This window comes from Flavipsychrobacter stenotrophus (assembly GCF_002954265.1).
Taxonomy (GTDB): Bacteria; Bacteroidota; Bacteroidia; order Chitinophagales; family Chitinophagaceae; genus Flavipsychrobacter; species Flavipsychrobacter stenotrophus.
The window spans coordinates 981,561-993,764 of the sequence record NZ_PPSL01000003.1 but is presented as its reverse complement, the minus strand read 5'-3'; the positions used below and the strand labels follow the sequence as shown (position 1 = coordinate 993,764).

Below are 12,204 nucleotides of genomic sequence, written 5' to 3'. Positions count from 1 at the left end.
CCTTTCAAACTTATTAACTAGTTAACCTTTCTACAGGTTAACTTACTTTACTTCTTCGTACTCAGCATCAGATACGCCGCCATCTTCATGACCTGCAGGTTGTCCCTGTGCAGCACCTTCCGGTGCACCCTGTGTGCCCTTGTACATTTCTTCACTTGCAGCCATCCATGCAGCATTCAATTCTGCTTCTGCAGTATCAATACCAGCTATGTCCTGTGCAGCATGTGCAGCCTTCAGCTTTTCAGCAGCAGCTTCAATCACTGATTTCTTTTCAGCAGGGATCTTGTCACCATATTCCTTCAACTGCTTTTCAGTAGTGAACAACAGGTTATCTGCCTTATTCAGCTTTTCAACGCGCTCACGAACTATCTTGTCCGCTTCTTCGTTAGCCTTAGCTTCATTCTTCATTTTTTCTATTTCTTCCTTGCTCAAGCCGCTACCCGCTTCAATACGGATGTTCTGCTGTTTGCCGGTGCCCTTGTCTCTTGCAGTTACGTGCAATATACCGTTAGCATCAATGTCAAACACAACTTCAACCTGTGGAACTCCACGTGGTGCAGGTGGTATACCATCGAGTATGAAACGACCAAGGTTTTTGTTGTCTGTTGCCATTGGGCGCTCACCCTGCAATACGTTGATTTCAACACTTGGCTGGCTATCGCTTGCAGTAGAGAATACTTCGCTCTTCTTAGTAGGGATAGTAGTGTTAGATTCGATCAAACGGGTCATTACACCTCCCATTGTTTCGATACCCAAAGAAAGTGGAGTTACGTCAAGCAACAACACATCCTTTACTTCTCCTGTCAATACACCACCCTGAATTGCAGCACCAATTGCTACAACTTCATCCGGGTTAACACCCTTGTGTGGCTTCTTGCCAAAGAACTTCTCAACTACTTCCTGTACTTTAGGGATACGTGTAGAACCACCTACCAATATAACTTCGTCGATGTCGCTTGTAGTCATACCTGCATCTTTCAATGCTTTGCGGCATGGCTCCAGTGTACGCTCAACCAATGCATCAGAAAGTTGCTCGAACTTAGCTCTTGACAACTTACGTACAAGGTGCTTAGGTGCGCCATCCACTGCAGTAATATAAGGAAGATTGATTTCTGACTCCTGAGAAGATGACAATTCAACCTTAGCTTTTTCTGAAGCTTCTTTCAGCCTCTGCCAAGCCATAGGATCTTTACGCAGGTCGATAGCTTCTTCTTTCTTGAAGTCGTCTGCCAACCAGTCCATGATCACCTTATCAAAGTCATCACCACCCAGGTGTGTATCACCGTTAGTTGATTTTACTTCGAAGATGCCATCACCCAATTCAAGTACTGATACATCGAATGTACCACCACCAAGGTCAAATACAGCTATCTTGCTGTCTTTGTGCTGCTTGTCAAGGCCATAAGCCAATGCTGCTGCAGTAGGTTCGTTAATGATACGCTTTACTGTAAGACCAGCGATCTCACCGGCTTCTTTAGTAGCCTGGCGCTGTGCATCGTTAAAGTATGCAGGAACGGTAATAACCGCTTCTGTAACTTCCTGACCCAGGAAATCTTCTGCAGTCTTCTTCATTTTCTGAAGGATCATTGCTGATACTTCCTGCGGAGTGTACATACGACCGTCAATATCCACACGTGGAGTATTGTTATCGCCCTTTACCAGCTTGTAAGTAAAGTGTGACATTTCGTTAGTAACCTCATCAAAACGACGGCCCATAAAACGCTTGATGGACTGTACTGTGTTGATTGGGTTAGTGATAGCCTGGCGCTTTGCAGGATCTCCTACTTTACGCTCGCCATTTTTCAAAAACGCCACTACCGATGGCGTGGTACGACGACCTTCGTCGTTTGCAATTACCACTGGCTCATTGCCTTCCATTACAGATACGCACGAGTTAGTGGTTCCTAAGTCTATTCCGATAATTTTTCCCATAATCAGTTCTTATTGTTATTATTTATTGTTTGTTTCTTTATGTTCTTCCTTTCTATTAGCAATCTATATGCCATACAACTTTCACTGTAATTATGGCAGAAACAGTGACAGAATCAACACATAAACCGCTCTGCCAACATTCATTTAGTCATAAAATCGGTTTGTCTAACGTTTTCCTTGTACCTGTTACCGGGCAAAAAAAAGTATGGTGCCCATAGGCACCATACAAAAAACCATTCCAATATTATATCAAATAGCTATCAATGGTATACTGTCCCAACAATTCTTTGGGCCGCAACTATATCAAGGGTCTTTAGCATTTCTATCGTTCCCCCACCTATTGTCACATATCCTTTGCGCATACAACGAGATGTATACAAGCCTAATACATTTGCACCCTTTACATTGGTATAGGTGGGCTGTATCTCATTACCCGTAAGGCCCGTGCCCTGTAATTCTTCCACCTTCACGTAATCATAAAAATCTTGTGTACCCAGGTACATGATCAATTCACATCTGTCCATTAATCGCACGGTATTTTCAGGGGCTCTCACCATAGCTGTATTAATGGCATTATACATGTCCGAATTTCTTATCTGGTAGGTAAAAAATGTATTCGGATCTAAAGGCTTATAACCAAGATTATAGTCGTAAGATCTTTGTGCAATCAATCCGGTCACGGTATTCGAATCGACCCAATGAAACCTTATAAATGCTTGCGCAACGGATGCCGGAGTTGTATATCCATTGAAATTAAAATTGCTTGGCGCAGAGTACTTGCTTATAATTTCTATTTTTTGATATATAGTATTTACTGCAAAATCAAAGGTATAGGTCGTTGAGTTGTCGTCTAAATAATAAATATAAAAAGAAGACATTGAAGCGGTATTGTCAATAATTGGAGCTTCTGCCGAATCTACCTCACCGGTGGCAGCATTAGTAACTACTATACGGTATATATAGTTGGGGTTGAGTGTCCCCTTAAACTTATAAGCATAGTTAGGACTGTTGAAAAATGTACCTGCTTCCTTAGGATAGCCCTCTGTGGTAAGATCCACGCGGTTCAGGTGAATTGTATCAAGCAAATTGCCCGACATACTGATCCTTTTGATCTTTACATTGATGTTATTGAAAAAGCTCGAATCTGACTCCTTCGCCATAGCAAGCGCACTCTTAGAGTCATCTAAAAATGCTTTTTGTATACGAATATAATGAGCCGTATCGCCCTTGTCAAGCAATCCATAAACAATAGTAATACTCTTGTAGGGGGCTGCTACACTAAATTTCTCAGAACAAGACGGCAAAATTGATAAGGCCATCAATACCAGTAACGGCAGAATGATTTTTTTCATGTATATTTTAAAATATAAAACGCAAACAAAAGTAAGTTTTTAAAGCGATAAGTCGTCAGAGCAAAACATTCAAAAAAAACATTAACAAATAGACAAAATAATAAATGCGACTAGTACTATTTGTACTAACCTGCAAAAAAAATCCTGCAGCAAACGCAGCAGGATCTCTTAATATTAGCAGGCAGGATTAGTATCCTATACCAAAGTATTTACAATCATAATTAATAGTATCAAATTGTACATGGTAGCTCATCCACAAAGAGTCATTGCTTATTTTGCCATAACCTCTGTAAGTAATACTATTATTACTACCGTTGAATGAGAACGTATCAACACCTACCAACGTGCATATTGCACTATCATCCATATTGTTGAGCATATTCCGCATGGTCATCTGCGTTTGGTTACCAACTGTCTTTACAAAGTTGATAGAATATTGAGTGTAACCACCTACTCCGCAGCTGTCTCCGCCGTTAAACGTTCCAACAAATTTATCTCTGCTGGCAGTCTGGCATCTGTTACCTTCCCAACCAGCTGCGCAGGTACAGTTACCTCCGTCACAAGCACCACCATTAAGGCACGCTACATTATTGCAACGATCTTTGTTACAAGCTGTATGTGTAATTGCGAAAAAAGCTCCGATAGAGAGTAATGTAGTAATAAGTATGCCGCGCAATGCTTTCATAAATAAAATTTGAAAGGCCTAAAGTATTAAATCTTTACCCAAAAATAAAACGATGGACAATAAATTTTTACTCGTTCCGCCTGATTTTTATAAAAATAAGGTATTTTTTATAGTTTTTTACATATAACACAAAGCCATATTAACTATTGGCTAGTACACTATTTTGTGTCGTAAGCCCACTTTATGTAGGTAGAGCCCCATGTAAATCCACCACCAAAAGCAGCAAGGATTATATTGTCTCCCTTTTTCAACTGGTTTTCCCATTCCCAAAGACACAATGGTAATGTGCCGTTTGTTGTGTTTCCAAACCGCTCAATGTTCATCATTACCTTTTCCATAGGCAAGCTCATCCTATCGGCAGTAGCCGTTATGATACGCTTATTGGCCTGGTGTGGCACCAACCAGCTTATATCATCTGCTGTAAGTTTATTGCGCTCCATTATCTCAGCGGCAACATCAGCCATGTTCTTTACGGCAAACTTAAATACATACTGACCCTCCTGGTAAACAAAGTGCTCCTTGTTCATCACTGTTTCCATAGTCGCCGGCTTTACAGATCCACCTGCTTTCTGGTGCAGGTGCACTCTGCCGCTACCATCTGTGCGCAATATAGAGTCAATTAGTCCATATCCATCTGTATCCGGCTCCAGCAATACACAGCCGGCACCGTCTCCAAAAATTATTGATGTGGTCCTGTCTTCGTAGTTCATAATAGAACTCATCTTGTCCACACCTATCACCAATACTTTTTTATGACGGCCCGTTTCAATGAACTGAGAACCCACAGTAAGCGCATAGATAAATCCGCTGCAGGCTGCATTAATATCATAGCCCCATGCATTGGTCATCCCTACTTTATCGCATATTACATTGGCGGTAGCGGGAAACTGCATATCGGGTGTGGTTGTCGCACAGATCACCAATTCTATATCCTTAGCATCTAATCCTTTTTTTGCCAGCAGCACTTTTACAGCTTCTACAGCCATATCACTGCTACCCTTTCCTTCTCCTTTAAGAATACGACGCTCCTTGATACCTGTTCTTGACTGGATCCACTCATCGTTGGTATCCATCATTGTTTCCAATTCGGCATTGGTCAATATATACTCGGGAACAAAACCACCTACAGCCGTGATAGCAGCATGAATTTTCTGCATTTATAATATTTTAGTAACACAAAGATAAACAAAACTAAAAAGTGAAAACTAAAAAGTAAAAATCACCACCTATTAGTTACCTTTTTGAGCAGACCTCCTTTCGAGGCTTACAAAATTTGTCTGTTGCAACAAATCTAATTAAGCAACCACTTTTTACTTTTAAGTTTTAAGTTTTCACTTTTAAACCGCCATTCCACCACACACATTCAGCACCTGGCCGGTAATGTAAGTGCTCATATCGCTGGCAAGGAACAGCGCAGCATTAGCCACATCTTCGGTCTTGCCAAAGCGGCCCAATGGTATTTTCTCAAACCATTTTTCAGCACCACCATCCTGTAGGTAGTGCGTCATATCTGTTTCTATAAATCCCGGAGCTATGGCATTGCAGCGGATGTTGCGACTGCCTATTTCCTGGGCTATACTCTTGGTAAAGCCTATTATACCTGCCTTAGATGCCGCATAAGCTGCCTGCCCCGCATTGCCTTTTACGCCTACTACAGAGCTCATATTAATAATGCTGCCCGAGCGCGCCTTCATCATTGGCTTTATAACCTGCTTGGTAAGATTGTATACGCTCTTCAGGTTGGCCTGCATCACATCGTCCCACTGTTCCGGCGTAAGACGCAGCAACAGGTTGTCTTTACTGATACCGGCATTATTGACACAAATATCTATACTGCCAAAATCTTTTGCTATGTCAGCGGCCAATTGCTCCGCTGCCTTAAAGTCAGCAGCATCGCTCTTGTAACCTTTTGCCTTTACACCCATGGCTGTCAGTTTTTCTTCCAGCGACTTTGCACGCTCTTCTGATGACAAATAGGTAAATGCTACGTTAGCACCATTTTCAGCAAATTTTATGGCTATTGCCTCGCCTATACCACGACTTGCGCCTGTTATCAGCGCTACTTTATTTTCGAGCAGTTTCATTTATAATAATGTTTGGAGGTGCTAAAGTAGTAATTGAATGGGAAAGGAGAAAGAAAATGGGAAAATGCGCTCTTGTTAGGGCTTACTACTTGGATAAAAATACCCATATGCCTTATTTACAAACCCATCTCGTGCACCAACTATATTGAAGTTGAACGGCGTATACATCAACACTATACAGTCTGCCTTCATCATCGACTCCTTCCATTTGTATTCATACATATGTGCCTCAGCCACACTGTCTGACCAGATAGTATTATTATAATACCAGAATTCCCATCCTATACTGGTTTTGCGCATCAGCTGGTCTTCATTCCACAACCATAAGAAGCTATCGCCTATGTATATGGTTTTAGGTTTTTGCACAGGGCCGTTTTCTACATATTCATACTCAGGATAAGTGAGTTTTTCCTTTGTCATCGGATAGATCATGTTCAGAATAGAACCCAGATCTGCATCCGGCGGATGCGGATCATCAGAATAGTTAAACTTAGTTAAGTGCAGGTGAGGCATATTTATCCCTCTTGCATGCTCTATATATTTTATCATACTGTCGGCCGCAAGCATACCGCCATACACACTCCAGTGTATCCCCTGCCGGGTCATCAATACATGCGTTGACGTGTCTTTTATTTTCTTAAACCACGCATTAAAATCTATCTTGTTTATCTGTAGAGAATCAGCAAAATGCTCATAGGCCCAATAGGTGGTCTTATGTGGCTCGCGCCGTTGCAGGTATTCCGGTATCTTCTCAGAGAAGAAATAAGGCTTTGATGGCGAGGTGACAAACACAAAGGTCTTACCCAGTTTGGCCAGCGTATCCTGTACCTTCTTCATTTTATAGCAGGCATCCATAATGGCAGTATCCCCAATATACCCCAGCCCGTTATACTCATCAATGTATTTACTGCCAAACAGGTAATCATCGCTGCCCAGTATTATGGTGTTGGCATTGATCTTTCTGAATAGCCAGTAGTCTATCTGGTTATTCACTCTTACCAGGTCGGGCCTGAAACCTATACTGTCATTGAAATAAGTATTGCGCTGCTCCTGAAACTTGCCGTCCCACCAATTTTCTAATGAAAATGGGGCAAATTCAGGTTTAGGCGCTACACCATCCAGTTTGCCACTTTGTATTATTTTCAATTCATAGTTGATCAATGGCAATGCCACAAGCAATGCTATAAACAAGAATAACCTCCCACGTGCTGTTTTCAATTCCATAGCGCTTAGAATCTAAAATATATGAAAGGGTTAAAAGTAGTAATGGTAGTGCGCCCCGCACAGAGGAAGAACAGTATTACCATGGCAGTAGCCATAAGGTAATGCCTTCTCATACTGTAGTCCTCAAAAAACACTTTGTGCTGTATCTTCTGCCCTATGGGCACCAATGTAAAAAATGAGAAGAGCACGGCCATAGCCGTCATGGTAATAAATTCCCTATCAGCCCGCCAAACGAAGGTATCAGGTTTCCAGGTAAACATAGCATGGAGAAACTCCATTGATTTATCCAGATGTTCGGTCTTAAAAAACACCCAGCCCACTACTGCTACAAGAAAAGTATAAACAAACGCTCCCTTACCTAGCTTCTGCAACCATTTACCCAGGAACAAGCGTTCCAATACCAGGAACAACCCATGGTAAGCACCCCATATAATAAAGCCCCATGCAGCACCATGCCACAAGCCGGACAACAGAAACACAAGCCAAAGATTAAAGAATAAACGAGCCTTACTGTTTACCCTATTACCTCCAAGTGGTATATACAGATAGTTACGCATCCAGCTACCCAGCGATATATGCCACTTGCGCCAGAAGTCGGTAATAGAGGTAGCAGAATATGGATTATTAAAGTTCTCAGGAAAACGGAAACCCATCATCATCCCCAACCCGAGCGCCATATCTGAATAGCCCGAAAAATCGAAGTAGATCTGAAAGGTATAGCTGATAGCGCCAATCCATGCGGTGGTAGTACTCAACTGATCGCCAAGGTCAAAAATACTACTGGCAGCACTACCCACCACATTGGCTATAAGTACCTTTTTACCCAGCCCGAGGCAGAACCGATAAAAACCCCTCAGCTTATACTCTGTAGTTTCATACTCTACGTGATCATATATCTGCCCCGCAAAATCATGATACCTTATGATCGGACCCGCTATCAGCTTAGGGAAGAGGATAATATACAGCTGATAATCCCAGAAATTCTTCAGCGGTTTGTGTATACGCCGATACACATCTACCACATAAGTAATCGTCTCAAATGTGTAAAACGAGATACCGATGGGCAGCACCAGTTTGGTCCATTGCATTGGCTTCATCTTGAATAGCGTTAAGACCGTATTCAGATTATCTTCAAAAAAATTGAGGTACTTAAAGTAAAAAAGTAGACCTAGATTTATGGATAGGGATATGAATAACAGCCCTCTTCTAAAAGCCGTCTTTTCAGCAGCGGCCATAGCCCGCACCACATAAAAATCTATAACAGTTGTACCCAGTATTACAAATATGAAGCGGGGTGCTCCCCAGGCATAAAACAGTATACTACCCGCAAGGATAATACCATTCTTATATCGCTTATCAGCCAGGTAATAAAGGAAAAAGAAGATTGGTAAAAAGCAGAATAAAAATATAAGGCTGCTAAATACCATTTCCTGTTTGTTTACACATCATCATTGCCGCAAAGCTAAATAATATGACTCTACTATCAAGCAAAGTCGAAAATCACTTAGTTACGGGTTAAAAACATATCGAGCACATCTGTTCTGGTACTTGTACGGGCAAAATCCATTGCACTTTTACCATGCAGACCTTTGTAGTTCTTATCGGCACCATGCTGCAGCAATAACGCAGCTATCTCGGTAAACCCATGCTGTGCGGCTATCATTATTGGTGTGGTATTCTGCTTGTCTTTACACTCTACCACTGCGCCTCGTGCCAACAGTATTCTTATTGTACCCAATTGTCCATGCTCCGTCGCGTATAGCAATGGTGTATATCCCGTTTCACTTTTCCGGTCTACGTCTGCACCTTTCCGCAGCAATATTTCTATGATGTCACTGTTTCCGTGCTTTGATGCCCACATCAGCGCAGTCATACCTGCACTATCCGGCTGATCTACTTTAGCTCCGGCAGTAACCAATAGCTGCACCACTTCTTTACACCCGTTGGCAGATGACATAATAAGAACGGTCAGCTTTTCAGCCGAACCCTCCGCCTTTGCATTACAATCTGCACCCTTCTCCAGAGCACCGATAGCGGCCGCGGTATCTTTTGCAGTAATTGCATCTATCAGCTCCTTATCCAGTGTTTTCTGCTTGCTCCCTTTCAGTATATCTAATAATCCCATACTCTGCCATATTTGCTTGCAAAGTTATTTGCAGTTTTCTTTCAGCTGGTTGTAAAAAAGATCGTGTGCTCTTTTCAATATCCCCATAAACACACTACCTATCACAATCGGCGCTTCAAGACTAATGAACTCCGTTACTTCTGTGTTTCCTGTGTTTGTATTGTAAGCAAAAGTGAAATCAATCGTCAGATGTACGCCACTCATTACGTCCGATACATATTGTACATGTTTCAGCTTTGCCAATTCCAGCACTTTAGCATCATAGGTCGGCCGCATAGGTATAAACCCATACAACAAAAAACGCTCCTTTACATTGTAGTACCTGGCTTCTTTGTCCCTGCCATCTATCTCTGTTACCTGCACCATATACGGATGCACCATACCATATTGCCGCAAGTCTGCAAGGTAGCTATACACCTTTTCCAATGGAGCTTTGATCTCATTTTTTATAGTATGTGTTAACATATGTTGACGCTTGCGTGCAAAAATTATATACTCATGCCCTTTTCCGCGACTATGATCATGCTGTTACCCTCTTTATGGGAAAAACAATAATCAACTGCATATAGAATCAACGTAAGTGGGTACAATAAATTGATAATTATCCCGCTGATGATCCGCTCTATTACGTTTCCGTTAAGCAATATTACCAGCGATGTATTGTATATCTCGTGTCCCAGCTTCCCAAGTGTGCCATAGGCATAGGTAACAGACTTCACATCCAGTCCACTCTCACTCACTAATGCCAGCACTTCATCAGGCAGGTAATTACGCTTCCTTTCATTGATCGTATCATAGTTGCCATAACGGCTCAATGCCCATCTATAAATCGGAAGTAGTGTCTTACCATTCACCGGCACTTCGAGCAGCAAACTGCCTCCCGGCTTCACCATTGCAGCCAGTGCGCAGATCCCTGCTTTGTCATCATCAACAAAATGCAGCACGCCTATACACATAACAATATCACCCTCGAGTAACGGGGTCATCTCTTCAAAAACTGCTTGTGTAACTGTTACGTTGGGGAATGGCCGCTGCCTGATATACTCGTTGGCAAATTCTATGTTGCCCGAACTCTTATCAATACCCGTTATTGTGGACCGTGGAAATTGTGCAGCTAAAGGAAACATATACTGCCCTTCACCGCAACCTACATCTATAAAACTGAATTGGGGGGATGCTGTTTGTCTGACCAGCTTGTTCAGTTTCCCGACTACATACCATTTCCTTAGTTGGTTGAGATAACTGATGCCGTATGCAATCCTGATCAACCCCGGATATTTAAAAAATATCCGGGGAAAATCATGAGTTTGTAACGATCTTAATTTATTGTCAGACAAAATTATACTCTATTAGGCTGCTGGTCAGATAATTTGTGCATCCAGCTCTTTGCGCTCTTAAAACAAAACCTGGCTTTGCGTTCTTTGCGCACTATCTCAGCGCTCTTTGCGTGAACCCTCTAAGCACATTTTTATCAAACGTGGAGCATCAACGTAGAGCCTAAAGTACATTATCTATAATCACTAAGACGTAAATGCGTCTTTTATTTTATCAAAAAAGCTCTTTTCCCTGTCTTCTCTGGCTTCTGCACCCGGTTTGAAGTTGGGAGAGTTCTTTAGTTTTTCCAGCATATCTTTCTCTTCATGGCTCAGGTTGGTTGGCGACCATACATTCACCTCTACCAGCTCATCGCCTTTCTCATAACTCTGGAATGCAGGGAAGCCTTTGCCCTTCAGTCTGAAGATCTTACCGCTCTGTGTTCCGGCAGGTATCTTTATTTTAGCCTTACCGTCAATGGTCGGTACTTCTACGTTTGTACCCAATACAGCATCGGGGAACGATACATGTAAAAGGTAAATAACATCCAGATCACGACGGATCAGTTCTTCGTGCTTTTCTTCTTCTATCAGTATCAACAGATCACCTGCCGGACCGCCACGCTCACCGGCATTACCCTTTCCACTCATACTCAGCTGCATGCCGTCCTGCACGCCTGCAGGTATATCCAGGCTCAGTGTTTCTTCGCCATACACGCGACCTTCACCCTTACAGCTACCACACTTCTGGGTAATTGTAGATCCCTCACCATTACAGCTCGGGCAGGTAGTCACGGTCTGCATCTGTCCCAGGAATGTGTTGGTTACCCTGCGCACCTGTCCACTACCACCGCAACCGCTACATGTCTGTATCGAGCCCTTATCTTTAGCACCGCTGCCACTGCATGTGGTACAGCCTACGTGCTTCTTTACCTTTATCTTTTTGTTGGCGCCATTGGCTATTTCACCAAAGTCCATCTTCAGCTTTATGCGCAGGTTAGCACCACGTGTGCCCTGCCTTCTGCCGCCACCGCCGCCTCCCTGGCGACCACCACCAAAGAAACTGCCAAACATGTCATCGCCAAACACATCTCCGAAATTGGAGAAGATGTCATCCATGTTCATGCCTCCCGGGCCACCGCCATAACCACCACGGCCGCCACCACCTTGTGCTGCATGACCAAATCTGTCATACTGCGCCTTCTTATCAGGATTGCTCAGGTAATCGTATGCTTCTGCCGCTTCCTTAAATTTTTCCTCAGATTCCTTATCACCCGGATTACGATCGGGGTGATACTGCATAGCTACCTTTCTGTAAGCCTTCTTGATCTCATCAGCACTGGCACCTTTCGCCACTCCAAGAACCTCGTAATAATCTCTTTTTGCCATATTCTATCCCCCGACCAGGGACGGTATTTTATGTTTATCAAATATTTTTCTTTGCACCATACCACAAACTCTTCACATCTCCGCAATCATCGGGACTATC

At 42.7% G+C, this 12,204-nt stretch carries 11 protein-coding genes; all 11 read right to left on the bottom strand.

Features of this window, described 5'->3' with window-relative positions:
- Window positions 1-42: 42 nt before the first annotated feature.
- Window positions 43-1,932, bottom strand: a complete 1,890-nt coding sequence (gene dnaK, locus CJD36_RS14190) for a molecular chaperone DnaK (RefSeq protein ID WP_105039841.1) — start codon at window positions 1,930-1,932, stop codon at window positions 43-45.
- A 260-nt stretch (window positions 1,933-2,192) separates the two neighbouring features.
- Window positions 2,193-3,284 carry a hypothetical protein gene (locus CJD36_RS14185; protein ID WP_105039840.1) on the bottom strand — a complete coding sequence of 364 codons (1,092 nt, stop codon included), beginning with the start codon at window positions 3,282-3,284 and terminating at the stop codon, window positions 2,193-2,195.
- Between the two features lie 187 nt (window positions 3,285-3,471).
- Window positions 3,472-3,969, bottom strand: coding sequence for a hypothetical protein (locus CJD36_RS14180; RefSeq protein ID WP_105039839.1), 498 nt, complete (start codon window positions 3,967-3,969; stop codon window positions 3,472-3,474).
- Between the two features lie 158 nt (window positions 3,970-4,127).
- Complete coding sequence (locus CJD36_RS14175) at window positions 4,128-5,126, bottom strand: beta-ketoacyl-ACP synthase III (RefSeq protein WP_105039838.1); 999 nt, start codon at window positions 5,124-5,126, stop codon at window positions 4,128-4,130.
- 180 nt (window positions 5,127-5,306) lie between these two features.
- Window positions 5,307-6,053, bottom strand: coding sequence for a 3-oxoacyl-[acyl-carrier-protein] reductase (gene fabG, locus CJD36_RS14170; protein WP_105039837.1), 747 nt, complete (start codon window positions 6,051-6,053; stop codon window positions 5,307-5,309).
- A gap of 75 nt (window positions 6,054-6,128) precedes the next feature.
- Window positions 6,129-7,277 carry an alginate O-acetyltransferase AlgX-related protein gene (locus CJD36_RS14165; RefSeq protein ID WP_105039836.1) on the bottom strand — a complete coding sequence of 383 codons (1,149 nt, stop codon included), beginning with the start codon at window positions 7,275-7,277 and terminating at the stop codon, window positions 6,129-6,131.
- Window positions 7,278-7,282: 5 nt separating this feature from the next.
- Window positions 7,283-8,704, bottom strand: coding sequence for an MBOAT family O-acyltransferase (locus CJD36_RS14160; protein WP_105039835.1), 1,422 nt, complete (start codon window positions 8,702-8,704; stop codon window positions 7,283-7,285).
- A 77-nt stretch (window positions 8,705-8,781) separates the two neighbouring features.
- Window positions 8,782-9,402, bottom strand: coding sequence for an ankyrin repeat domain-containing protein (locus tag CJD36_RS14155; protein ID WP_105039834.1), 621 nt, complete (start codon window positions 9,400-9,402; stop codon window positions 8,782-8,784).
- A gap of 24 nt (window positions 9,403-9,426) precedes the next feature.
- Window positions 9,427-9,867, bottom strand: a complete 441-nt coding sequence (locus tag CJD36_RS14150) for an SRPBCC family protein (protein WP_105039833.1) — start codon at window positions 9,865-9,867, stop codon at window positions 9,427-9,429.
- 23 nt (window positions 9,868-9,890) lie between these two features.
- Window positions 9,891-10,670 carry a class I SAM-dependent methyltransferase gene (locus CJD36_RS14145; RefSeq protein ID WP_161499319.1) on the bottom strand — a complete coding sequence of 260 codons (780 nt, stop codon included), beginning with the start codon at window positions 10,668-10,670 and terminating at the stop codon, window positions 9,891-9,893.
- A gap of 252 nt (window positions 10,671-10,922) precedes the next feature.
- On the bottom strand, window positions 10,923-12,104 hold the full coding sequence (dnaJ, locus tag CJD36_RS14140) for a molecular chaperone DnaJ (RefSeq protein ID WP_105039831.1): 1,182 nt from the start codon (window positions 12,102-12,104) through the stop codon (window positions 10,923-10,925).
- Between the last annotated feature and the right edge of the window lie 100 nt (window positions 12,105-12,204).

What these genes read in the sequence shown, in the direction of transcription:
- CJD36_RS14155 (WP_105039834.1), bottom strand. Translation starts at nt 9,402, where the DNA reads ATGGGATTATTAGATATACTGAAAGGGAGCAAGCAGAAAACACTGGAT.
- CJD36_RS14150 (WP_105039833.1), bottom strand. Translation starts at nt 9,867, where the DNA reads ATGTTAACACATACTATAAAAAATGAGATCAAAGCTCCATTGGAAAAG.
- dnaK (WP_105039841.1), bottom strand. Translation starts at nt 1,932, where the DNA reads ATGGGAAAAATTATCGGAATAGACTTAGGAACCACTAACTCGTGCGTA.
- CJD36_RS14165 (WP_105039836.1), bottom strand. Translation starts at nt 7,277, where the DNA reads ATGGAATTGAAAACAGCACGTGGGAGGTTATTCTTGTTTATAGCATTG.
- dnaJ (WP_105039831.1), bottom strand. Translation starts at nt 12,104, where the DNA reads ATGGCAAAAAGAGATTATTACGAGGTTCTTGGAGTGGCGAAAGGTGCC.
- fabG (WP_105039837.1), bottom strand. Translation starts at nt 6,053, where the DNA reads ATGAAACTGCTCGAAAATAAAGTAGCGCTGATAACAGGCGCAAGTCGT.
- CJD36_RS14175 (WP_105039838.1), bottom strand. Translation starts at nt 5,126, where the DNA reads ATGCAGAAAATTCATGCTGCTATCACGGCTGTAGGTGGTTTTGTTCCC.
- CJD36_RS14160 (WP_105039835.1), bottom strand. Translation starts at nt 8,704, where the DNA reads ATGGTATTTAGCAGCCTTATATTTTTATTCTGCTTTTTACCAATCTTC.
- CJD36_RS14180 (WP_105039839.1), bottom strand. Translation starts at nt 3,969, where the DNA reads ATGAAAGCATTGCGCGGCATACTTATTACTACATTACTCTCTATCGGA.
- CJD36_RS14185 (WP_105039840.1), bottom strand. Translation starts at nt 3,284, where the DNA reads ATGAAAAAAATCATTCTGCCGTTACTGGTATTGATGGCCTTATCAATT.